Source organism: Rhodococcus sp. 1163, assembly GCF_002091985.1.
Taxonomy (GTDB): domain Bacteria; phylum Actinomycetota; class Actinomycetes; order Mycobacteriales; family Mycobacteriaceae; genus Rhodococcoides.
This window is the reverse complement of the sequence record NZ_MKKX01000003.1, coordinates 58,387-80,004: the sequence shown is the minus strand read 5'-3', so window position 1 is coordinate 80,004 and position 21,618 is coordinate 58,387. Positions and strand designations below refer to the sequence as shown.

Sequence of the window (21,618 nt, the reverse complement as noted above, 5' to 3'; positions counted from 1 at the left end):
CTAGTTGTCAGCCGATTCGATACCGACAGGCCCACTGCCGGTGCCCGGTCAGCCCAATATCTCGGGGATCTTCGTCTCTATTCCGAGTACGTGTTCGGAAAGGAACGACAGCACGACCTCGTACCAGATCTTGGCGTGCTGTGGAGCGAGGACCCAGTGATTCTCGGACGGAAAGTACAGCAACCGATGGTCGGTCTTTCCTTCGTCATCGGTAGGAAGTCCGGATTCGCTGAGCAGCTCGAACCACAGTCGAAGACCTTCACCGATAGGTACGCGATAGTCCTTGTCTCCGTGAATGACCAGCATCGGCGTGTCGATGTCTGCCACATACAGGTGCGGTGAGTTCTCGAAAGCCATCTCGGGTGACATCTCGCGCTGCCAGTAGTACGCGGCGTCGGTGGTAGGGCCGAACTGATCGAGCGCCCACAGGCCGGCGTGGGTGACGATCGCATCGAAGCGGTCGGTGTGGCCGGCGATCCAGTTCGCCATGTATCCGCCGAACGATCCGCCCATCGCTGCGGTGCGTGTGCCGTCGACCTCTTCGAGCGCGGCAGCAGCATCGGTGACGGCCATCAGATCGGAGAACGGTTCCTTGCCCCACCGCCCCCAGCCTCGATCTACGAAACTCTGGCCGTAGCCGGTGGACAGCGCTGGGTCAGGCAACAGCACCGCATACCCCCGCGCGACCATCACCCAGGGATTCCAACGCCACGACCATGTGTTCCACGAAGACAGTGGCCCACCGTGCACCCAGAGCAGAAGAGGTGCCTGTGCCGTCTCCGACGCATCGGCCGGTAGGGCGAGCCACGCTCGAACATGCCGGCCGTCCTCGGCCACGGTCTCGACCTCGGTCAGCGTCCCAGGCAGCGCCGGTAACGGCTCTGCGAGTGCCAACGGATGCACGACGCCCGACTCGATGTCGATTCGAACCGGATGCAGGGGTTGCCGGTACGACGCCTCCAATGCGAAGACGACCCCGCTCGACGCCACGTGGAGGTGGCTGTACGCGGAATCGGTAGTGGTCACCGGGTTGGCCACGCCGTCGCGCACCAGGAATACCGGGGCACGACCGCGGTCGTCGGCGACCACCAACAATCCGGTGCCGTCGGACAACCACACCGGATTCGACGGCCACCGATCCCATTCAGGAGCCAAATCGGACACCGTTCGGTCTTCGAATACGTACTGTTGCAATGTCATTCGAGGCGCCTGTTCGGGCGTCGACAGCGATTCACGGATGAAGGCCACTCGTGAACCATCCGGTGAGACCGACGGCGAGCCGAGATCGGCACCGTCGTCGTCGACGATCGTGGTGCGCGTACCGGTGTCGAGGTCGACTCGGACCAGCACAGTGCGCGAGGTCGCCAGGGCTTTTCGAATCGTCCAGGTCGAGACGACGAACGAACCGTCGGCGCTGATGCTGTAGGACGCTTCGTGAAGAGCTCCTTCGGCGTTCGCGGTGACCCGACGGGCGTCGCCGTCACCGTCTCCGGCATAGAGATGCGGGGTCGCCGGTCCGAGGTCGTGATCCCAGTGACGAATGGGGTAGCCGGTATGCAGAATTGCGCCGACCTTCTTGTCCTTACGCAGCTGACGAAGCCGCTCGTCCACCTCTTCGGTCCCGGCCGAGGGCATGACATCGGACATCGCCACGAAGCGTGGGGAATGGGTCGCAGTTTTCAAGTCGGAGTAACCGGCGCCGCGCTTCGAGACAATGTGGGCCTCACCGACACCAGCAGGCAAGCACCACAACGCTGTCGACTCGTCGTCCTGTGAGGTTCGACGCAGAAAGTAGAGGTCCCCGTCAGCGGTGAAAGCGGGACCGCTCTCGCCGTGTTCACTCCACGTCAAGCGGCGGGCGGGTGCCGAACCTTCGACGTCGACTTCCCAGAGGGCACCGACATAGGTCGCCTTGTCGGCGTCGAGCCGAGAAAGGACGACGACCACTCTCGATCCGTCCACGGACATCGCCATATCCGACACCCGCGGCGCCGCTACGTATCGATCCAGGTCGTCGAACACTGTGGCTACTGCGGGTGGCACCTGGGCACTCCTCGGGGCTGAAGACATCGTCGCCCGATGCTACGGCGAGGAACCGGCTCGAGGTCAGCTCGGCCCGAGTTCCTCGCGCAGTTGAGTGAGAGTCCTCGACAGAATTCTCGACACGTGCATCTGTGAAATGCCCATGCGGTCGGCAATCTGGGTCTGCGTCATCGAACCGAAGAATCGCAGAACGACGATCTGCCGCTCGCGCTCCGGCAACTTCTCGAGCGCCGGCCGCACGGTGAGGTAGCTTTCCATCTTCTCGAGTTCCGGGTCGTAGTCACCGAGGGTGTCCATCAGCGGCAAGCGGTCTTCGCTCACTACCGAGTCGACGGACACCGTTTGATAAGCGCTGCGAGCCAGCAGAGCCTGCGAGGCTTCTTTGACATCGATACCCAACTCCGCAGCTATCTCACTCGCTGTCGGCGCGCGGCCCAGCTTCTGCGACAGCGAACCCACCGCCCCGGAGATCATGGAGTTGAGCTCTTTCATCCGCCGCGGGACACGGACCGACCAACCAGCGTCTCGGAAGTACCGACGCGCCTCACCCATGATGGTCGGGACTGCGAAGGAAACGAAGTCGGATCCGCGTTCGATGTCGAACCGGTCGACGGCATTGACGAGACCGAGCCTGGCGACCTGGAGTAGATCTTCGTGAGCTTCTCCGCGGCCACCGAAGCGTCGCGCAATGTGCTCCGCGAGAGGGAGGCACCGAGTGATGATGCGGTCACGAAGAACCTGCCGCTGCGGTGAGTCCTTGTCCAACAACTGCATCTCTTGGATGAGCGGGACTACTTCGCTGTAGTCGTCGGACTGACGCCGCGCGGTCTTTTCGTACGGCGCAGGCACTAGGTGTTGCTCCTCCGCTTGACCACGTCCACCGACACGGACGTTCCATCTTGTGTGGACTGCTCGCTCATCGCGATCGAATCGGTCAATGTCTGTAGAACGTGCCAGCCGAAACTGTCGGACTTCGGCACCTGATCGGCAACCAGCACCGAACTCGAAGAAATCCGAATGCCGACGTCGCTCACGGTGAATGCACAGGTGAGCTCGGCACCGGGTAGCGCCCCAGCGATCAGCTCCGAGCACACCTCGTCGACAACCAACTTGATGTCGGCGATGTCGTCGAGGGTGAAATCACCAAGGACCGCAAGCGTTTCGGCAACCGCACGTACTACCGGCAATTGCTCGGCGTCCGCGACGACGCGCAGCTCGACCGGCGCGCCAGAGTTTCGCTCCAGCTCTTCGATCTTGCCGACGCCAGTCATCCGCTCTCCCTATCAGTCGTCCAAAAGTCTCTGTCGGTCGAAGTCATGTGGCCCCTTAGGAACGCAACTGCATCGGCCGGAGTCAGAGTACCCGGGTCCTCCGAGTTCAATCCTTGCGAGTTGCTTCATTTCCCACGCCGGTCGAATTCGGCACGATGCCGACACGGACCTGGACGCTGAACGGCGACTCTCCCGACGTAGAGCGCACGGGGGCGGCATTCCGTCTCGCGTCGATCGGCGGCTGCGGTGTGTCAGCAGGTGACGTGAGCTGTCGGTACTGGCACGATCAAGCTGTGGACTACACAGCGAAATTGGCCGAACTCGCCGAAAGATCCGGTATCTCGACGTCCTATCGGGGCTGGGATCAGGCAGAGCACGAAGTATCCGAGCAGACGCTTCAGCAGATACTCCGAGCACGAGGCATCGCCGCCGAGACCGAAGCGGACGTTGCCCAGTCCCTCGTAGATCTCGACGAGGCACCATGGCGCCGCATGGTCCCACCGGTCGTCGTGACGATCTTCGGTGAGCCGCAACACGTGGAAATCCATGTGCCCCATGGGGATCCCGTCACCGCAACGATCACGACAGAAACCGGTGAGCTGGTTCCGCTGCAACAGGTTCAGATCTGGGTCGAACCACGCGACATCGACGGCGCACCAGTCGGCCGCGCCACTTTCGACATTCCCGGCGATTTAGCTCTCGGCTGGCACACCCTGACTGCGGTGAGTACGCCTGATTCCGATCATGCAACGACGGCGCAATGCCCGATCGCGGTGACACCGAAGAGATTGTCGACCAACGATGCATTGACCCGTACGCAGCGAACGGGTCTGCTGACGCAGTTGTACTCCATTCGCTCGAACCGCTCCTGGGGCGTCGGTGACTATGCCGACCTCGCCGACCTGGCTGCCGTGGCAGGTCGAACCCATGGGTTCGACTATCTCCTCGTCAATCCGATGCATGCCCAACGGCCCGCTCCACCGGTGGAGGCATCCCCTTACCTGCCGACGACGAGGCGCTTTTTCGACCCGATGTACATCCGGGTCGAGGACATTGCAGAAACTGCGTACCTGAGCCGTGATCAATACGCCAAGGTTCGCGAGTCTGCTCGCAGTTTCGTCAAAGCGAACAAGCGCACCCGCAGCATCGACCGCGACCCATCCTTCCGCGCGAAACTCCGAGCATTGAAGCGTATCCACCGCGTCGAGCGTTCTGCGGCACGGAAGAACGACTTCGACGCGTTCGTCGCGAGGGAAGGAAAAGGTCTCGACGATTTCGCCCTGTGGTGCGCACTGGCTGAGAAATATCGACCTGATTCCCCTGTCTGGACGAGCACAGCAGCGCATCCGCACACCGACTTCGCCACCGGCCAGCGCAGGGACCTCGCCGAACGTATCGACTTCCACAAATGGTTGCAATGGATCTGCGACGAACAGCTCGACCGTGCACAGCGCGTAGCCGTTGCATCCGGAATGGACATCGGGATCATGCACGATCTGGCCGTCGGGGTACATCGACAGGGAGCCGACGCCTGGACTTTGGGAGATGCGCTGACCGCAGGCGTCACCGTCGGGGCACCACCGGACAACTTCAATCAGCAAGGCCAGAACTGGAACCAGCCCCCGTGGAACCCCGACAGACTCCGCGAACTGGGATATGCGCCGTATCGCGACATGCTGAGAACGGTGCTTCGTCATGCCGGCGGCGTACGCGTCGACCACATTCTCGGGCTCTTCCGACTCTGGTGGATTCCCGAGGGCTCCGCGACCCCAGGCGAAGGGGCATACGTCCACTACGACTACGAGGCCTTGATCGGAATCCTCGTGCTCGAGGCCGAGCGTGCCGGGGCTGTGGTCGTCGGCGAGGACTTAGGGGTGTTCGAACCACGTGTGCAGGAGTATCTGGGACAACGTGGACTCTTCGGTACCTCGATTCTGTGGTTCGAGAACGACCGTGGCGCACCGATTGCTCCGGAGAACTACCGCGCGTTGTGCCTGACGTCGGTCACCACGCATGACCTCCCGCCCACCCTCGGGTATCTGAGGGGCGAACATATCGCGCTTCGTGATCGGCTCGGACTGCTCGAACGAGATCTCGACGCCGAGATCTCGCAGGACACCGCAAGCCGGGAGGCAGTGCTCGATCTCGCCCGTGAGCGAGGTCTGCTCGCCGCAGGTGCCTCCGAGCAAGAGTCGATCGAAGCGTTGTATCGGCTCATCGTTCGGACTCCTTCGCTCCTGCTGGGAGTCGCCCTCGTCGATGCAGTGGGCGAGAACAGAATTCAGAACCAGCCCGGCACCGACGAGACTCAGTACGAGAATTGGCGCGTTCCACTGGCCGACCACAACGGCAAGGCCGTCTGGGTCGACGACCTCGTCGATCATCCACGAATGCTGGCGCTGGTAGCCGCGCTGAGACGGGGATAGACCGAAGTCCGCCGCCGGGAGGGCACAATCGAGGAATGAACCATCTCGCGAAAAGTGCTTGACCGATGGGACGCATCACCACCCGCAGGCCGGTGATTCTACTGCGCGGGCGGGTCGAGACGTCTCGCCCGGACACCCTCGTTGTAGAGGAGCCGTTGGAGATCCGTGTGAACGGCGCCGCACTGGCCGTCACCATGCGAACGCCCGGGCACGACGTGGACCTCGTTCATGGTTTCCTGCTGACGGAAGGTGTCATCACCAGCCGTGACGACATCCGGCTCGCGCGTTACTGCGACGGCGTGGACGACACCGGACAGAACACGTACAACGTGCTCGACATCGAACTGGCAGAGGGCGTCGCACCGCCTGCCCCTGGTGTAGAACGGAATTTCTACACGACTTCTTCGTGCGGTGTGTGCGGAAAAGGCTCACTCGACGCCGTCCGTTCGAAGACCAAGTACTCCCCTGCCGACGATGCCGTCCGAGTCAAGTCCGAGGTGTTGGCGCGCCTACCCGACAGTTTGCGTCAGGCTCAGAAGATCTTCGACACCACTGGTGGCTTGCACGGCGCAGCGTTGTGCGACAGCGACGGCCGTGTCCTCGTTGTTCGCGAGGACGTGGGTCGGCACAATGCCGTCGACAAAGTGCTCGGATGGGCGACCGGTGAAGGACTGATTCCCTTGCGAGGCCACATCTTGATGGTGAGCGCTCAGGCATCGTTCGAATTGGCACAAAAGGCAGTCATGGCCGGCGTCCCGATTCTTGCTGCAGTGTCGGCGCCCTCATCGCTAGCTGTCGATCTCGCGGAAGAATCCGGGCTGACCGTCGTTGGATTCCTTCGCGGCGAGAACATGAATCTGTACTCCCATACCGAGCGCATCCTGCGTTGAATTTCCACTGGCCGAGCTGAAGACGAGTCGAGCCCCGATCTATGTGATCGGGGCTCGACTTGTGAAAGTGCTAACTATGCGGACTTTTCGCGGCGCTCAGGACGCTCCGGCTTGCGTGGAACGATCGTAGGCAACACATTGTCGTTGACGGTCTCAGAAGTCACGACGACCTTTGCGACGTCGTCGCGGCTCGGAATGTCGAACATCACCGGGTTGAGCACCTCTTCGAGAATGGCGCGAAGTCCACGAGCTCCTGTCCCTCTCAGAATTGCCTGATCAGCAATAGCTTCGAGAGCGTCCTGAGTGAACTCCAACTCGACATTATCCATCTCGAATAGCCGGCTGTACTGCTTGACCAGCGCATTCTTCGGCTCAGACAGGATGGTGACGAGGGATTCCTTGTCCAGATTGGTCACCGAGGCGACCACAGGGAGACGCCCGATGAACTCGGGGATCAAGCCGAACTTGATCAGGTCCTCCGGCATGACCTCGGCAAAGTTGTCTTGGGTGTCGAGTTCGGCCTTCGACCGAACCTCGGCACCGAACCCGAGTCCGCGCTTACCGATACGGTCCGAGACGATCTTCTCGAGTCCTGCGAAAGCACCGGCAACGATGAACAACACGTTGGTTGTGTCGATCTGAATGAATTCCTGGTGTGGGTGCTTGCGACCACCCTGCGGAGGCACACTCGCCTGAGTTCCTTCGAGGATCTTCAGGAGCGCCTGCTGCACGCCTTCACCGGACACATCCCGAGTGATCGACGGATTTTCACTCTTACGCGCGATCTTGTCGACCTCGTCGATATAGATGATGCCCGTCTCGGCTCGCTTCACGTCGTAATCCGCAGCCTGAATCAGCTTGAGGAGGATGTTCTCGACATCCTCACCCACGTAGCCAGCCTCGGTCAGCGCTGTGGCATCCGCTATTGCGAAAGGCACGTTGAGCATCTTCGCAAGTGTCTGAGCCAAATAGGTCTTGCCACATCCGGTGGGTCCGAGCATCAAAATATTGGACTTGGCCAACTCGACGGTCTCACCCCGCGAATCGCGAGTCTTGTCCCCGGCCTGAATGCGCTTGTAATGGTTGTAGACGGCCACTGCCAGCGTGCGCTTGGCAGTGTCCTGACCGATCACGTAGTTCTCGAGGAAGTCCCGAATCTCGGCCGGCTTCGGCAGGTCGTCGAGTTTGACCTCGCTCGACTCGGCGAGCTCCTCCTCGATGATCTCGTTACACAGGTCGATGCACTCGTCGCAGATGTACACCCCAGGCCCTGCGATGAGCTTCTTCACCTGCTTCTGGCTCTTACCGCAGAAGGAGCACTTCAACAGATCGCCGCCGTCACCGATGCGTGCCATATTCGAGGTTCCTACTTCCTTGTTCGCGCCCGGCCCGGTAGACACCATGACGATGTCGGTCCAGTCGTCGGCAACTTCTCGATCCACAACTCGTTCGTGCCCTGAAGCGACCGTACCCGTGTTCGACGACCATAGGTGAGAGGTTTCCGGTGATTCGCCGCCCAACTTCTTCCGACCCGAACTTCTTGCTGGTCGGCACCCGTCGAAGCGTGTGAACGTCCGCGCTACCTCGGGTTGTCGGACGTAGAAGAGCGTGGCCTACGCCCGACAACCAGAGGTCTCGCGAAGATAACTGCTTGTACTACTTCTGTGCCGACAACTTCCGGTACTCGAAGACCGTGTCGATGATCCCGTAATCCTTGGCCTGCGCTGCGGTCAGGATCTTGTCACGATCGGTGTCCTTGCGGATGACGTCGGGATCCTTGCCGGTGTGTCGGCCGAGTGTGGTCTCCATGAGACGACGCATGCGCTCGATTTCCGCAGCCTGAATCTCGAGGTCCGAGACCTGGCCCTGGATTCCACCACTCGATGGCTGGTGGATCAGCACACGTGCATTCGGCAGAGCGGCGCGCTTTCCCGGTGTACCTGCGGCGAGCAACACGGCCGCCGCCGATGCTGCCTGTCCGAGGCAGACCGTCGCCACGTCCGCGCGGACGTACTGCATGGTGTCGTAGATGGCCATCAGCGAGGTGAACGAACCACCGGGCGAGTTGATGTACATCGTGATGTCACGATCGGGATCGAGACCTTCCAACACGAGCAGCTGGGCCATGACGTCGTTGGCCGACGCGTCGTCGACCTGGACGCCGAGGAAGATGATGCGCTCCTCGAACAGCTTGTTGTACGGGTTGGATTCCTTCATGCCGTAGCTGGAGTGCTCGACGAAAGAAGGCAAGATGTACCGCGAGGACGGCATCTGATTGGGATCGAACAGGTTTGTCATCGTTTCTCCAAGATGTAAGTGATCGAGGGATCGCCGGTCCGGGCGGATCTAGTCGCCGATTCCGCCGGCCTGCCGAGCACGGCTGACGACATGATCGACGAACCCGTACTCCTTTGCCGCCTGCGCGGTGAACCAGCGGTCACGATCGGAGTCTTCGGTGATCTGCTCGACGGTCTGGCCGGTGTGCAGGGCGATCAGTTCGGCCATTTCACGCTTGGTGTGCGCGAACTGCTCGGCCATGATGGCAATGTCACTGGCGCTACCGCCGATACCGGCTGAGGGCTGGTGCATCATGATCCGGGCGTGCGGGAGTGCGTAGCGCTTTCCCTTGGCGCCTGCCGACAACAGGAACTGGCCCATGGACGCAGCCAAACCCATTCCGTAGGTAGCTACGTCGCACTCAGCGAATTCCATGGTGTCGAAGATCGCCATGCCCGCGGTGACGGAGCCACCGGGAGAGTTGATGTAAAGAGATATGTCGCGGGTGGCGTCCTCAGCGGACAGAAGGAGAATCTGAGCACACAGCTTGTTGGCGATGTCATCGTCGACCTGAGTACCGAGGAAGATGATGCGCTCGCGAAGCAGACGCTCGTACACGGAGTCGCTGAGATTAAGGCCGGAGGAGGCCGAAGTCATGACGGGACTCTGCTGACGCGAAGCCGCCGAATTCTGAACAGTCACGGTACCTGCCTTTTCCATACGATCGTTGGTTCCTGATACAGACACTAACGAAAGAAGGCGGCTCCGGAGTCCCGGAACCGCCGTCGTTCGCTGTAAGCGTTACTTGTCTTGTTCACCCTCGGCAGAATCGCCTGCTGCAGGCTCTTCCTCGTCCGCGGGACTACCGAAAAGCTCTGCGGTGTCCACGGTCGCGCCGGCCGTGTCGGTCACGTTCACACGGTCGACAACCGAGGCCAAAGCCTTGCCGCGACGTACGTCGGCGAAGATGGCGCCGAGCTGATTTGCCTGCTGCACCTGCTGGATGAACTCCTCGGGCGAGATGCCGTAGCGCTGCGCCTGAAAGATGATCCGCTCGGTGAGCTCGTCCTGACCGACCTGAGTCTGTTCTGCTTCGGCAATGGCATCGAGGAGCAACTGCGTGCGCACCGACTTCTCGGCAGCTTCCTTGACGTCCTTGTCGAACTCTTCACGGCTCGAGCCCTGTGCTTCCAACATCTCGGCAAGCTTGGCTTCGTCGTGGTCGAGTCCGTGGATGGCCTCGTGGAGCTGGGAGTCGACCTCAGCCTTGACGACGGCTTCCGGAGCCGGGATCTCGAGGGTCTCGAGAAGCGTCTCCAGTACCTTGTCGCGAATCTGGCCGGCCTGCTCGACCTTCTTCACTCGTTCGACGCGAGTCTTCAGATCGGCGATCAGCTCTTCGAGGGTGTCGAACTCGCTGGCGAGCTGTGCGAACTCGTCGTCGGCCTCGGGAAGTTCGCGCTCCTTGACGGAGACGACCTTGACCGTGACGACTGCTTCCTTGCCTGCGAACTCGCCGGCAACGAGCGTGGAAGTGAAATCCTTGGACTCATCTACCGAGACTCCGATGATGGCATCGTCCAAGCCTTCGATGAGTTGGCCGGAACCGACCTCGTGGGACAAGCCGCTGGCCGAAGCCTCTTCGACGGTTTCGCCGTCGACTGTCGCCGACAGGTCGATGGAGACGAAGTCTCCGGACTGCACGGGACGAGTCACACCGGTCAACGTGCCGAAGCGCTGACGCAGCGACAACAGCTGCTCGTCTACCGCTTCGTCAGAGATTTCGAGAGGATCGACCGTGATGTCGATGGTCGAGTAATCCGGCAGGGCGATCTCGGGACGGATGTCGACCTCGGCGGTGAAAGTGAGCTCCTCGCCGTCCTCGATCTTGGTGATCTCGATATCGGGCTGTCCGATGACCTTGATGTTCTCCGCGGAGACGGCTTCGGAGTAGCGAGTGGGAAGGGCGTCGTTGACGACCTGCTCCAACACTGCCCCTCGTCCGACTCGAGCTTCGAGCAGCTTCGCGGGAGCCTTGCCCGGGCGGAACCCCGGCAGGCGGATCTGCTGAGCGAGAGCCTTGTAGGCGCGGTCGAAATCAGGCTTGAGCTCCTCGAAGGGCACCTCAACGTTGATACGGACTCGCGTCGGGCTGAGCTGCTCGACGGTGCTCTTCACGGGACATGCTCCTTTTGGTGGTCTTACCTTGCTGTCTGGATCATCGTCTGCCTGGATCACCGTATGTCTGGTCCACCGACTAGCGGGCGACCCGGCGGTGATTCCTTGATCGAAGCCGGATCCGCATTGGATCCGGCTTCTCTTGTCGGGGTGACAGGAATTGAACCTGCGACCCTCCGCTCCCAAAGCGGATGCGCTACCAAGCTGCGCCACACCCCGTCTACTGCACAAACCTACAGGCACCATTGAACAGCAATTACATGGACCTTGGAACAGCAGGTGCAGGATCCATTGAACAGTATGCACTATTCGGGGTCGTCGACGGGCCACCGTTACTGCGTCCACAGGTAGCCGATCCAGCCAATTTGTAATCTCGAACCGAGGTTCGGTAGAGTCTCATAACGCAAGCGGCGCAGATGGCGATCCCATCGAGCCGCTCGCATGCCGATGTAGCTCAATGGTAGAGCCCCTGTCTTCCAAACAGGCTACGCGAGTTCGATTCTCGTCATCGGCTCCAGCAAGAAGCCCGGTCCTGATCTTCACGGACCGGGCTTTTTTGTGTCTACAACCTGCACAATCTCCTTTCAGATCCGTATTCCGTCGTAGAGCGCCTGCGCCACAGCACGATCGCCGACGATGTCAAGGCCATCCAACGGTCGTCGACGCCAGAGAGTGAGCATCAGATTCTGCGCTGAACCACGCAGCGCCACATCACCTTTCCGGTGTAGGCGAGACACTGCGACCTCGTCTCCGGTGAAATCGAGGAACAATTCGGCATCGGTACCGTCGTCGGTGTGTAAATGAACCGTTCGTCCTGCCACGGCAGGAACCTTCTCGACGGGAAACCTCGTGAGAAACTGCTCCGCCCACTCGACGATCGCGTCCGCAGCACCGACCGGATCCGCCGATTCGGGTTCTGGGCCCCCGCACTCGTGAATCGCATCCTGGGCGTCGAATCTGTGCACGGTCACCTCGTGTAGCTGCCTCCTGATCCAATAGTCGGCCGAAACGATCCCGGCCCACGTCGCAACTTCCTGCGTTGGATCTACCGCTCGATACGCCGCGAGCATGCGCGCGGCGGACTCTCGATAGTCATCGAGAACTTGAGGTCCACGCTCCGGCTTGGCAACGGCTCCAACAACTTTCGCCATTCCTTCGGATGCGGGTGTTTCGAGTGCAGCAACCGCCATGCGGTGCACGAAGCTGACATGGCGGATCAGCTTTTCCACGGTCCAATCGGGCATCGACAGAATCGGCAACGCAAGGTCGTCATGGGTCAGCGACGCCATGCGCTCGCACTCACGGGTCAGAAGTTCGAACTGCGGGACTGAAGTCATAGCGGCGATTGTCCCTCGCACAGGACACCTCCGCGCGGCTATCCGCCAGATAGCCGGCACTCGTCCGATTTGCCCGCACGACGACGGTGGAGATCGAGGTGGTTTCTAGCTCGCCTGACAGACCGGGCACCAGAACAGGTTTCTCGCCTGCATGACCGAATGCAGGATCTCGGTCCCACATACACGGCATGGACGCCCCGCCTGGCGATAGACGTACGAGCGCGGCCTTCTCGCGTCGTATCCGACGTCACCGTGGTCGTCTTCCGGCCGAATGGTAATGATCTTTCCGCGTCGGACACCGATGTTCATCAGGTCGACCAGGTCGAGCCACAACGCGTCCCATTCGGAATGGCCGAGGTCCTTGCCGGGACGCATCGGATTGATCTCGTGGCGAAAAAGAATCTCGGCACGATAGACATTGCCCACTCCCGCGAGGACCTTCTGATCCATGAGCAGGGTTCCGATAGGTGTGCGCGACTTCGTAATTCGCGCCCACGCACGTCCGGGGTCGGCATCTTTTCGGATGGGGTCCGGTCCGAGCCGCGCCTTGAGGGCGTCGACTTGCTGCTCGGTGTATATCTCGCATGCGGTCGGGCCGCGCAGGTCGGTCCCGTACTGCTCCCCCACCATGCGCAAGCGCACGGCCCCGACCGGATCATCCAGCGGCACGGCCTGTTCGGTGAACTTCCCGTACAGGCCGAGATGAATGTGCACGATCAAGTCGGATTCGTATCGGTGAAGAAGGTGCTTGCCCCATGCCTCGGCCCCGAGAAGAACAAGGCCGTTGATCAAGGCGGCGCCCGAGGTGAACCGTCCCTGAGGACTGCACACCTCGACCGGCGCCCCGCCGAACCGTCGTTGATGCAACCGAGCCAGTCGGTGCAGCGTATGCCCTTCGGGCACAGTTACGCAGGCTTCACATCGCCGCCGAGGGCTTCGCCCCCGGGTACCGCCGGAGCTACTCCACTGCGCTCGTACTCGGACAAGATGTCGACGCGGCGCTGGTGACGTTCTTCACCGGAGAACGGTGTGGCGAGGAAAGCGTCGACGATCGCCAGGGCCTCGGGAAGTGTGTGCATGCGCCCACCGATACCGATGAGCTGCGCATCGTTGTGTTCGCGCGCCAGTTTCGCAGTTTCGACACTCCACGCCAATGCGCATCGTGCGCCCGGCACCTTGTTCGCTGCGATCTGCTCTCCATTACCCGAACCGCCGAGGACAAGGCCACGGCTCCCGGGATCGGCGACTACGCGGCGAGCGGCGTCGATACAGAACGCCGGGTAGTCGTCCACGGCGTCGTATTCGAACGCGCCGCAATCGACGGGATCGTGCCCGCTCGCGGTGAGATGTTCGATGATCTGATTCTTGAACTCGAGACCGGCATGGTCTGCCCCCAGGTATACGCGCATGCCTAGAGTCTGACAGGTGGGAGTGCGCGCTGGAAAAACGGTTGCCGGAGTCGACGGAGCCAAGGGCGAATGGGTCGTCGCGATTTTCGACGGAGCTGTCGTCACCTGGAGTGTCGCGGGCAGTGTCGATGCTGTTCTCGACTCGACTGCCCGATGCTCGGTGGTCGCGGTGGATATGCCGCTGTCGATGCCGGAAGAGTCGTATCGGATCAGTGAGCTCGCGGCGAAAGCATTTCTGGGCCCGGCGCGCTCGTCGATCTTCCATACGCCGGTGTCGGAGGTACTCGACGCCGAGGACTACCGCGAGGCGTGCGAAATCTCGCGTCGGATCACGGGCAAGGCGATAAGTAAACAGACTTGGCACCTGCTGCCTTCGGTGCGGGCGTGGCGGGCAGCAGAGTTCGATCCCGATCGCGTCGTGGAGGTTCATCCCGAATCTTCGTTCCGTGCGATGGCCTCGACGACTGCTTTCGCGTCGAAGAAGACCGGCCGCGGTGCAGGGCAACGAATGGCGGCCTTGTCGACCTGGATCGACCCACACAATCTTGTCGTGGGTCTCGCCGAGCTACCGCCAGGCCCCGCGCTCGACGACGCGTTGGACGCGGCTGCAGCCACGTGGTCGGCGTGGCGATACAGCCGGGGAGAACATCAGGTTTTCGGGGCTGCGACCGGCCTTGATCGCATCGTCTACTGACCCGGCCGCGTCCCGGTTGCCACTGGCGGCCGAGCCGCCAGTGGCCACGTCCGACTAATCGAACTGAGGATCCTCGTTACGGGATCTCTTGAGCTCGAAGAAGTGCGGGTACGAAGCGAAGATCACCGAAGCGTCCCACAGCTTGCCTGCCTCTTCTCCGCGCGGAATTCGTGAGAGGACCGGCCCGAAGAATGCGACACCGTTGACGTGGATGGTGGGCGTGCCGACGTCGGGCCCCACCTTGTCCATTCCAGCGTGATGGCTGGTGCGTAGGTCGTCGTCGTAGTCGGTACTGTCCGCCGCAGTAGCCAACTCCGCAGGCAGTCCGAGCTCCGCGAGAGACTGCTCGATGACCTCGGGAAAGTTCTTGTTGCCCTCGTTGTGAATCCGTGTACCCATCGCGGTGTAAAGGGGCAAGAGAATCTGATCGCCCTCGGCGCGAGCTGCTGCAATCGCAACGCGAACAGGGGCCCATGCCGTCTTCATCATCTCGGCGTAATCGTCGGGCAGGTCCCTGCCCTCGTTGAGAACTGCCAGGCTCATCACGTGGAAATTGGCGTCGATATCGCGGACCTTCTCGACCTCGAGAATCCACCGCGAGGTGATCCAGCACCACGGGCACAGTGGGTCGAACCAGAAATCTGCGGTGTCCTTCTGAGCACTATCGGTCACGTGACGCTCCTTCGAATGTTCGATTCACGAGTTGCCTAGGGTCAAACCGCGGCGGCTTGCCACGAATTCCGCCGACGCCTGAACCAGCATGCCGGACCCGCGGCGTGATGGGATGGTGGGACTACTCATTCCTACTCGAGAAGGTGTCAATTCTGTGGTTGCTCCCAACCTGACTCGCGACCAAGCGGCCGAACGCTCCACTGTGGTCGGCAGTTCGGCGTATTCGATTGTGCTGGACCTGACCGACGGGTCGGGCAATCCCAGCGAGAAGACGTTTCTGTCGACCACGACCATTACCTTCACCGCCACCGCGGGCGCCTCGACCTTCGTCGACATCGTGGCAGGCCGAATAAAGTCGGCGACGCTCAATGGATCGGCCCTCGATGTCTCCGGCTACGACGAGGAGACCGGAATTGCGCTGACGAATCTCGCCGAAAAGAATGTACTGGTCGTCGAGGCCGATTGTGTCTATTCGCACACCGGCGAAGGATTGCACCGGTTCGTCGACCCTTCCGACGGGTCGATCTACCTGTATTCGCAATTCGAGACAGCGGACGCCAAACGGATGTTCGCGTGCTTCGATCAGCCGGACCTGAAAGCCACCTTCGATCTCGAAGTCACTGCTCCCGAGAGTTGGAAGATCATCTCCAACGCTCCCCATGCGTCGGAACCTTCTGCGGGCAAGCACTCGTTCGAGACGACGCCGCTACTGAGCACGTATCTCGTCGCCCTGATCGCCGGGCCGTACGCCGAGTGGACCGACACCTACAGCGATGAGCACGGCACCATTCCACTGGGTCTCTACTGCCGTGCCTCGCTTGCCGAGCACCTGGACGTCGAGCGACTGTTCACCGAAACCAAGCAGGGTTTCGGCTTCTATCACGCGAACTTCGGCACTCCGTATGCGTTCGGCAAGTACGACCAGCTGTTCGTTCCGGAATTCAATGCCGGCGCGATGGAGAACGCAGGGGCCGTGACGTTCCTCGAGGACTACGTCTTTCGTTCCAAGGTCACCCGCTACTCCTACGAGCGTCGCTCGGAGACGATCCTGCACGAGATGGCCCACATGTGGTTCGGCGACCTCGTGACCATGACGTGGTGGGATGACCTCTGGCTCAACGAATCATTCGCGACCTTCGCATCGGTGTTGTGCCAGACCGAGGCGACCGAGTACACGAATGCATGGACGACGTTCGCCAACGTCGAGAAGGCATGGGCGTACCGCCAGGACCAGTTGCCGTCCACACACCCGATCGCGGCGGATATCCCCGACCTCGCCGCGGTCGAGGTCAATTTCGACGGCATCACCTACGCCAAGGGCGCAAGCGTCCTCAAGCAGCTGGTTGCCTACGTGGGCAAGGAGGAATTTCTCGCCGGTCTCCGCAGCTATTTCGTCGACCACGCATTCGCAAACGCCACCTTCGCCGACCTTCTGGCTGCGCTCGAGAAGTCCTCGGGCCGCGACTTGTCGGACTGGGGCAACCAGTGGCTGCGTACCACCGGGTTGAACACGCTGAGCCCCGACTTCGACGTCGATGCCGACGGCAAGTTCACTCGATTCGCAGTCGTGCAGAGCGGTGCCGCTCCCGGTGCCGGTGAGCGCCGAATCCACCGCATCGCGGTAGGGATCTACGACGATGTCGACGGAAAGCTGGTCCGAACCGACCGCGTCGAGCTCGACTTGGATGCGGCCGAACGCACCGATGTCCCGAGCCTGATCGGCGTGTCACGGGGCAAGATCGTGCTCGTCAACGACGACGACCTCACGTACTGCTCGGTCCGTCTCGATTCCGAGTCCTTGGCGACACTGATCGCGCGCATCGGCGATATCTCCGAACCACTCCCCCGGACCTTGGCCTGGTCGGCGGCGTGGGAGATGACACGCTCAGCCGAACTGAAGGCTCGCGACTTCTTCGCACTCGTCCAGCGCGGCATTTCCGCCGAGACCGAGGTCGGCGTCGTGCAGCGGTTGTTGTTGCAAGCTCAGACCGCGATCAACAGCTACGCGGACCCAGTGTGGGCGAAAGAACATGGTCAGCCGGAATTCGCCGACTTGGTACTCGAGCTCGCCCGCGCCGCTGACGCCGGTTCCGATCACCAGCTGGCGTTCGTCAACTCACTGACGGGTTCTTCGCTGTCCGAGCGCCACGTCGTTCTCGTGCAGGCACTTCTCGACGGCGATGTGAGCGGGCAAGGCCTCGACGGGCTCGAGATCGACACCGACCTCCGCTGGCGCTTGATTTCTGCTCTGGCCGGCGCTGGCGCTATCGACAACGCCGGTCTCGAATCCCCGGTCATCGATGCCGAGGCGGCACGTGACAACACCGCAGCGGGCGCCCGCTCGGCCGCTGCAGCGCGCGCTGTTCGGCCCGACAGTGCAGTCAAAGAACAGGCCTGGGCAACAGTTGTCGACGACGACACGGTCCCGAACATCACCGCGCGCTCGATCATCGGCGGTTTCGCCGGACCCGATCAGTCGGAATTGCTCGCACCGTACGTGGACCGCTACTTCGGAGCGATCAGTGATGTGTGGGCACGTCGGTCGAGCGAGGTTGCCCAGACTGTGGTCATCGGGCTGTACCCGTCGTGGTCCATCAGTGCCGAATCTGTCGCGGCAGCGGATCGATTCTTGGGCGGGGACCTGCCACCTGCCCTCCACCGGTTGGTGATCGAGGGACGCGCAGGAATCGTGCGTTCACTCGCCGCGCGGGAGTTCGACGCCCGGTAACGAAGACCTGACAACGAACACATGTGCCGTTCGATCGACTGATTCGATCGAACGGCACATGTGTTTCGAGGCGGAAAACCAGGCTGGCCTGCTCAGTATTACGGGCTGACGATGGCTGCACTCATGACGCGCACCGAGCTGACGAGACCGTCGATAAGATTGCCTTCACGGAAGGGGCCGACCGCTGCAGTGATTCCGAGCTGTGCGACTCGATCGGTGGCCCGATCCGATACGCGACGACCGGTACGTATCTCGATAGCCTTGCGGATGGGATCGACTGCGATGAGCAGTGACCGAACTGCATCGGGGGTACGTGGGAAGACTGCGTCCGCGCCTGCGGCCGCATCCTCGCCCAAGTCTCCGATATAGATGTTGAATCGGATCTGGGTTGCGCGAGTGGCCTCGGTCAGCGCGTCGTCGATTGCGACGAGGTCCTGAGTTGCGAAGGGAAGCTGGTTCGGGTTCGGGTCACCGAAATGGTGGACCGCAGAAATGCGGCCGCTGGACGTCCGTGCCGAACCGTAGGGCAGGTTGTCGACACTGCCATCCGTGACAGCGACATCCGTACGAGTCAATTCACCACTTGCCACTTGCCGAACCTCCGATCGAGTCAGCTGTAGCGGCGGCGTGCGAGCCGTGACCGCCGTGTGGCGTCACCTCGTCCGTTGCGCTCCACAGCACTGAGCCATTTACCCACGTGTCGGACAGGCGGTAGGGCGTGATGTCCAAGCCGGGCTGCCTTTTCGCCAGGAAAGACAACGCGCCGACGATTCCGACAATCGCGATCGGAATCACCCCGAATATCAGCAGAGTCTCCAGAATGCTCACAGGACAAGACGGTAGTCGACTTTTCCCTGCAGGTCGACGCCGGGTTCCTTCGGTGTCGAGTGTCAGGCCGCGCCCTCGCCCAAGTAGGCAAGCCACGCTGGGTCGAGTTCCTTGTTACCTGCCAACAACCGCCAATGCGGCCCCTTGGGCGGAACGAGTTGCGCTCGGAGTGTCCACCCCAGCTCACCGAGCATTTTGTCGGCCTTGCGGTGGTTGCACGGCGCGCAGCACGCGACGCAATTCTCCCAGGAGTGTTCTCCCCCGCGGCTGCGAGGAATCACGTGGTCGACGGTTTCGGCCTTGGATCCGCAATACGCGCATCGGAAGCGATCACGATGCATCAATGCGGCACGCGTCATCGGCACGCGGGCTCGATACGCAACTCGGACGTATGTCCGTAGGCGGATGACGGAGGGCACCTGCACCGAAAAATCGGCAGATCTGATGAACGGTCCAGTTGGATCGTCATGGATGACGTCTGCTTTGTCACAGACGAGAAGAACCACGGCTCGACGCATCGGCAGCGCGGTAAGCGGCTCGAATGTGGCATTGAGAAGGAGAACTCGGCGCTTGACCCAGGCGGGAAGGCTGTCCTCGCCTACATCTCTTTCTTCGGATGAAACCAACTGCAATTCGGGCGCCCCGGATGCCCGTTCCCGCTGGTCTGCAGGGTGGTGGTCATCGCTGGGCTGGAGTTGTCGGTGACGATGTTGCTTCTTCTTCATGTGTGTTCTCCAGGGAGAGTCAGCGCCCGCGCATGGCTTGCGTGGAACACGAAAGACAGTGGAACACGAATAGAGCGGCATGCACACCCCTTTTGTCCACGAACAACGTGGCCTCGAGGTGAATTTCGAGGGGATTCGTTGCCTGTTCGCTGCACGGTGGCGAGATCTCACAACGTCCGTAGACTCTTCGGGTGTCTGTAATCAATTCTCTTCCACGCCCCGACATCGCAGCGTCCGCGATCGACTTGCGAGCAGTCGAATTGACCGAGACAAGCCGTGATTGGCTGATGCACAGGCCCCTGCAGGTCCTCGGATATCTGGTGCTTGCCATCGTGCTTCGGATCGTGCTGCACAAGCTGATCGATCGGTTCACTCACCGCACCGCCAGCGAATCGGGCAGGGGCCCGTTGGTGCTACGCCCGCTGCGAGAGAGGGCTCCGACCACGCTCAAGAGTTCGATTCTGGCCGAGCGCCGTAGGCAACGAGCCAAGACGATCGGTTCGGTTCTCAAGTCCGGTGTGTCCGTCGTCATTCTGGCGTGGTTCGTTCTGTCGGCGCTCGACGTTATCGGTATCAACGTCACACCGTTCATAGCCTCGGCAGGAATCGTCGGGGTCGCCCTCGGCTTCGGCGCGCAAAACCTGGTCCGAGACTTTCTGTCGGGAATATTCATGCTCCTCGAAGATCAGTACGGTGTCGGTGACATCGTCGATCTCGGTGAAGCGACCGGAACCGTCGAGAGTGTCGGACTGCGTGTGACCACCGTCCGCGATATCAACGGCACCGTCTGGTACTGCCGAAACGGTGAGGTTCTGCGGGTGGGAAACATGAGTCAAGGTTTCGCGGTCGCCGTCCTCGACCTCCCCGTCGCGCACACTGCGAACCTGGACGAGGCGTGCGCAGTCGCCGAAAGGGCGACGCTGGCCGTCGTTGCATCCGGTGATTTCGAGGACGACTTACTCGGTGCACCCGAAATGCTCGGGGTGAACGCGGTAAGCGCGGACACGGTGACCATTCGAATCACCGTCAAAACTCGTCCCGGTCGTCAGTGGGCGGTTCAGCGGCGGGTGCATCGAGAAATCCTGCAGGCATTCGACGACGCGGGCGTGAAAGCCCCGTACCCGCAAGGGCGGCAGGGCGGCATGCAGTCCGACATGACCGTATAGAGATACTGGTGACCTAGACCCGCACACCGTATGAGTAGAGAAAGAGCAACCATGACCGAACCGCAGCAGACGTTCTACGACGCTGTCGGCGGCGCGGCGACATTCGAAACACTCGTCGCCGTGTTCTATGACGAGGTGTCGCGCGACGAGATCGTCCGGCCGCTGTACCCGGAAGAGGATCTCGGCCCGGCGGAGCGCCGAATGCGTATGTTCCTCGAGCAGTACTGGGGCGGCCCTCGCACCTATTCGGACGAGCGTGGCCATCCGCGGCTACGCATGCGGCACGCGGGGTTCGAGATCGGTCCGATCGAGCGCGATGCTTGGTTGCGGTGCATGCACATTGCCATTGCTTCGATCGACTCCAGCGTTCTCGATGACCCGCACCGAACACAGTTGGTGGACTACATGGAGATGGCAGCGAACTCCATGGTCAACTCGGCACTCTGAGCCGGTTACAGGCCTCGTGGGATCGGAGCGCTTTCTCCGCGTCCGAGCCCCGAGACCTTGCGCAATGCCCCGCGCAGGTTGCGTGCCAACCCGAGTGCGCGGGCGACCGAAGCAGGCAGACTACTGCGCAGAATCGCGTGCTTTCGGACGTAGTCCGATACGTGCCACTCCGACCACGTACCCGCGCGGAACAGTGCCGCGTCCCCGGCAACGAGCGTCCGTGGTGGAGAACCTTCCGCAGAGACCGTGACCGATCCGTCCATGATGTGCACGATCTCATCGACGTGAAAGTACCAATTGAATCGGCCGGCAGTGCAATCCCAGACATTGAAGGTGGTAGTCCCATCGAGTGTGCGGGTCCACTCCGCGGACCGCGCGACGGGCTCGCCGTGAAGGATCCAGTCCGGGTTGATCGGGCTGGCGTTCAACTGAACTTCACTCAAACGCACGGCCTCGATAGCCAGTTCGGTCATTACGGGGAGCTCTCCTTTATTGCGGCTGGGTGGAAAGATACCGCACATTTCGGA

Annotated in this window: 21 protein-coding genes and 2 tRNA genes; 7 read left to right on the top strand and 16 right to left on the bottom strand. The window is 61.5% G+C overall.

The genetic code is table 11. The features are described 5' to 3' along the window. Nucleotides 1-48 precede the first annotated feature (48 nt). Genes BJD99_RS00370 through BJD99_RS00360 form a run of 3 tightly spaced genes read right to left on the bottom strand, consistent with a single transcriptional unit; the run spans nt 49 to nt 3,314 of the window. On the bottom strand, nt 49-2,070 hold the full coding sequence (locus BJD99_RS00370; protein WP_084344665.1) for an alpha/beta fold hydrolase: 2,022 nt from the start codon (nt 2,068-2,070) through the stop codon (nt 49-51). A 36-nt stretch (nt 2,071-2,106) separates the two neighbouring features. Further along, nucleotides 2,107-2,892 carry a SigB/SigF/SigG family RNA polymerase sigma factor gene (locus BJD99_RS00365; protein ID WP_084344662.1) on the bottom strand — a complete coding sequence of 262 codons (786 nt, stop codon included), beginning with the start codon at nt 2,890-2,892 and terminating at the stop codon, nt 2,107-2,109. Next, nucleotides 2,892-3,314, bottom strand: a complete 423-nt coding sequence (locus BJD99_RS00360; RefSeq protein ID WP_084344660.1) for an anti-sigma factor — start codon at nt 3,312-3,314, stop codon at nt 2,892-2,894. Before BJD99_RS00360 ends, BJD99_RS00365 begins: the two co-directional genes overlap by 1 nt. 293 nt (nt 3,315-3,607) lie before the next feature. On the opposite strand from BJD99_RS00360, the gene malQ reads away from it, so the two are divergent. Both malQ and fdhD read left to right on the top strand, forming a co-directional pair. Next, on the top strand, nt 3,608-5,740 hold the full coding sequence (gene malQ / locus BJD99_RS00355; RefSeq protein ID WP_084344836.1) for a 4-alpha-glucanotransferase: 2,133 nt from the start codon (nt 3,608-3,610) through the stop codon (nt 5,738-5,740). A gap of 65 nt (nt 5,741-5,805) precedes the next feature. Next, complete coding sequence (gene fdhD, locus BJD99_RS00350) at nt 5,806-6,630, top strand: formate dehydrogenase accessory sulfurtransferase FdhD (protein WP_084344658.1); 825 nt, start codon at nt 5,806-5,808, stop codon at nt 6,628-6,630. Nucleotides 6,631-6,704: 74 nt separating this feature from the next. Here the strand turns inward: fdhD and clpX are convergent, their stop codons facing one another. From clpX to BJD99_RS00325, 5 genes are all read right to left on the bottom strand, one after another. Further along, complete coding sequence (gene clpX, locus BJD99_RS00345) at nt 6,705-7,985, bottom strand: ATP-dependent Clp protease ATP-binding subunit ClpX (RefSeq protein ID WP_084344834.1); 1,281 nt, start codon at nt 7,983-7,985, stop codon at nt 6,705-6,707. Between the two features lie 301 nt (nt 7,986-8,286). Then, a complete protein-coding gene (locus tag BJD99_RS00340) occupies nt 8,287-8,928 on the bottom strand; it encodes an ATP-dependent Clp protease proteolytic subunit (protein ID WP_084344656.1) in 642 nt (213 codons plus the stop codon). A gap of 48 nt (nt 8,929-8,976) precedes the next feature. Next, on the bottom strand, nt 8,977-9,627 hold the full coding sequence (locus BJD99_RS00335) for an ATP-dependent Clp protease proteolytic subunit (protein ID WP_084344654.1): 651 nt from the start codon (nt 9,625-9,627) through the stop codon (nt 8,977-8,979). 81 nt (nt 9,628-9,708) lie between these two features. Next, nucleotides 9,709-11,085 (bottom strand): trigger factor, encoded by a 1,377-nt coding sequence (gene tig, locus BJD99_RS00330; protein WP_179142123.1) that lies wholly within the window; start codon nt 11,083-11,085, stop codon nt 9,709-9,711. A gap of 145 nt (nt 11,086-11,230) precedes the next feature. Next, nucleotides 11,231-11,304, bottom strand: a tRNA-Pro gene (locus tag BJD99_RS00325). A 224-nt stretch (nt 11,305-11,528) separates the two neighbouring features. On the opposite strand from BJD99_RS00325, the gene BJD99_RS00320 reads away from it, so the two are divergent. Continuing rightward, nucleotides 11,529-11,602, top strand: a tRNA-Gly gene (locus tag BJD99_RS00320). 67 nt (nt 11,603-11,669) lie between these two features. On the opposite strand, the gene BJD99_RS00315 is transcribed toward BJD99_RS00320, so the two are convergent. The 3 genes from BJD99_RS00315 to BJD99_RS00305 all read right to left on the bottom strand — a co-directional run bounded on the left by BJD99_RS00315 (nt 11,670) and on the right by BJD99_RS00305 (nt 13,831). After that, nucleotides 11,670-12,422 (bottom strand): maleylpyruvate isomerase N-terminal domain-containing protein, encoded by a 753-nt coding sequence (locus BJD99_RS00315; protein WP_084344650.1) that lies wholly within the window; start codon nt 12,420-12,422, stop codon nt 11,670-11,672. Between the two features lie 105 nt (nt 12,423-12,527). Beyond that, entirely contained in the window at nt 12,528-13,325 is a 798-nt protein-coding gene (locus BJD99_RS00310; RefSeq protein ID WP_084344648.1) for an Fpg/Nei family DNA glycosylase, read from the bottom strand. Between the two features lie 2 nt (nt 13,326-13,327). Continuing rightward, nucleotides 13,328-13,831: a ribose-5-phosphate isomerase gene (locus BJD99_RS00305; RefSeq protein WP_084344646.1), complete on the bottom strand. Its 504-nt coding sequence runs from the start codon at nt 13,829-13,831 to the stop codon at nt 13,328-13,330. Between the two features lie 16 nt (nt 13,832-13,847). On the opposite strand from BJD99_RS00305, the gene BJD99_RS00300 reads away from it, so the two are divergent. Then, complete coding sequence (locus BJD99_RS00300; protein ID WP_256895197.1) at nt 13,848-14,525, top strand: DUF429 domain-containing protein; 678 nt, start codon at nt 13,848-13,850, stop codon at nt 14,523-14,525. A gap of 54 nt (nt 14,526-14,579) precedes the next feature. On the opposite strand, the gene BJD99_RS00295 is transcribed toward BJD99_RS00300, so the two are convergent. Then, complete coding sequence (locus BJD99_RS00295) at nt 14,580-15,197, bottom strand: DsbA family protein (RefSeq protein WP_143541975.1); 618 nt, start codon at nt 15,195-15,197, stop codon at nt 14,580-14,582. Nucleotides 15,198-15,351: 154 nt separating this feature from the next. Here BJD99_RS00295 and pepN point away from each other — a divergent pair, with 154 nt between their 5' ends. After that, nucleotides 15,352-17,925 carry an aminopeptidase N gene (pepN, locus tag BJD99_RS00290; protein WP_143541974.1) on the top strand — a complete coding sequence of 858 codons (2,574 nt, stop codon included), beginning with the start codon at nt 15,352-15,354 and terminating at the stop codon, nt 17,923-17,925. A 98-nt stretch (nt 17,926-18,023) separates the two neighbouring features. Here the strand turns inward: pepN and BJD99_RS00285 are convergent, their stop codons facing one another. The 3 genes from BJD99_RS00285 to BJD99_RS00275 form a co-directional block, all read right to left on the bottom strand. Then, nucleotides 18,024-18,515: a DUF5130 family protein gene (locus BJD99_RS00285; RefSeq protein ID WP_084344640.1), complete on the bottom strand. Its 492-nt coding sequence runs from the start codon at nt 18,513-18,515 to the stop codon at nt 18,024-18,026. Then, nucleotides 18,502-18,753 (bottom strand): hypothetical protein, encoded by a 252-nt coding sequence (locus tag BJD99_RS00280; RefSeq protein ID WP_084344638.1) that lies wholly within the window; start codon nt 18,751-18,753, stop codon nt 18,502-18,504. The genes BJD99_RS00285 and BJD99_RS00280 overlap by 14 nt, the downstream gene beginning before the upstream one ends. A gap of 62 nt (nt 18,754-18,815) precedes the next feature. Continuing rightward, nucleotides 18,816-19,478, bottom strand: a complete 663-nt coding sequence (locus BJD99_RS00275) for an HNH endonuclease (protein ID WP_179142122.1) — start codon at nt 19,476-19,478, stop codon at nt 18,816-18,818. Nucleotides 19,479-19,765: 287 nt separating this feature from the next. On the opposite strand from BJD99_RS00275, the gene BJD99_RS00270 reads away from it, so the two are divergent. Together BJD99_RS00270 and BJD99_RS00265 are read left to right on the top strand one after the other, a co-directional pair. After that, entirely contained in the window at nt 19,766-20,644 is an 879-nt protein-coding gene (locus BJD99_RS00270) for a mechanosensitive ion channel family protein (protein ID WP_084344828.1), read from the top strand. A 51-nt stretch (nt 20,645-20,695) separates the two neighbouring features. Beyond that, nucleotides 20,696-21,091, top strand: a complete 396-nt coding sequence (locus BJD99_RS00265; protein WP_084344636.1) for a globin — start codon at nt 20,696-20,698, stop codon at nt 21,089-21,091. 5 nt (nt 21,092-21,096) lie between these two features. Here BJD99_RS00265 and BJD99_RS00260 read toward each other — a convergent pair whose 3' ends face one another. Continuing rightward, complete coding sequence (locus tag BJD99_RS00260; RefSeq protein WP_084344634.1) at nt 21,097-21,564, bottom strand: cupin domain-containing protein; 468 nt, start codon at nt 21,562-21,564, stop codon at nt 21,097-21,099. Between the last annotated feature and the right edge of the window lie 54 nt (nt 21,565-21,618).

What these genes read in the sequence shown, in the direction of transcription:
- BJD99_RS00370 (WP_084344665.1), bottom strand. Translation starts at nt 2,070, where the DNA reads ATGTCTTCAGCCCCGAGGAGTGCCCAGGTGCCACCCGCAGTAGCCACA.
- BJD99_RS00360 (WP_084344660.1), bottom strand. Translation starts at nt 3,314, where the DNA reads ATGACTGGCGTCGGCAAGATCGAAGAGCTGGAGCGAAACTCTGGCGCG.
- fdhD (WP_084344658.1), top strand. Translation starts at nt 5,806, where the DNA reads ATGGGACGCATCACCACCCGCAGGCCGGTGATTCTACTGCGCGGGCGG.
- clpX (WP_084344834.1), bottom strand. Translation starts at nt 7,985, where the DNA reads ATGGCACGCATCGGTGACGGCGGCGATCTGTTGAAGTGCTCCTTCTGC.
- BJD99_RS00340 (WP_084344656.1), bottom strand. Translation starts at nt 8,928, where the DNA reads ATGACAAACCTGTTCGATCCCAATCAGATGCCGTCCTCGCGGTACATC.
- BJD99_RS00335 (WP_084344654.1), bottom strand. Translation starts at nt 9,627, where the DNA reads ATGGAAAAGGCAGGTACCGTGACTGTTCAGAATTCGGCGGCTTCGCGT.
- BJD99_RS00315 (WP_084344650.1), bottom strand. Translation starts at nt 12,422, where the DNA reads ATGACTTCAGTCCCGCAGTTCGAACTTCTGACCCGTGAGTGCGAGCGC.
- BJD99_RS00305 (WP_084344646.1), bottom strand. Translation starts at nt 13,831, where the DNA reads ATGCGCGTATACCTGGGGGCAGACCATGCCGGTCTCGAGTTCAAGAAT.
- BJD99_RS00275 (WP_179142122.1), bottom strand. Translation starts at nt 19,478, where the DNA reads ATGAAGAAGAAGCAACATCGTCACCGACAACTCCAGCCCAGCGATGAC.
- BJD99_RS00270 (WP_084344828.1), top strand. Translation starts at nt 19,766, where the DNA reads ATGCACAGGCCCCTGCAGGTCCTCGGATATCTGGTGCTTGCCATCGTG.
- BJD99_RS00265 (WP_084344636.1), top strand. Translation starts at nt 20,696, where the DNA reads ATGACCGAACCGCAGCAGACGTTCTACGACGCTGTCGGCGGCGCGGCG.
- BJD99_RS00260 (WP_084344634.1), bottom strand. Translation starts at nt 21,564, where the DNA reads ATGACCGAACTGGCTATCGAGGCCGTGCGTTTGAGTGAAGTTCAGTTG.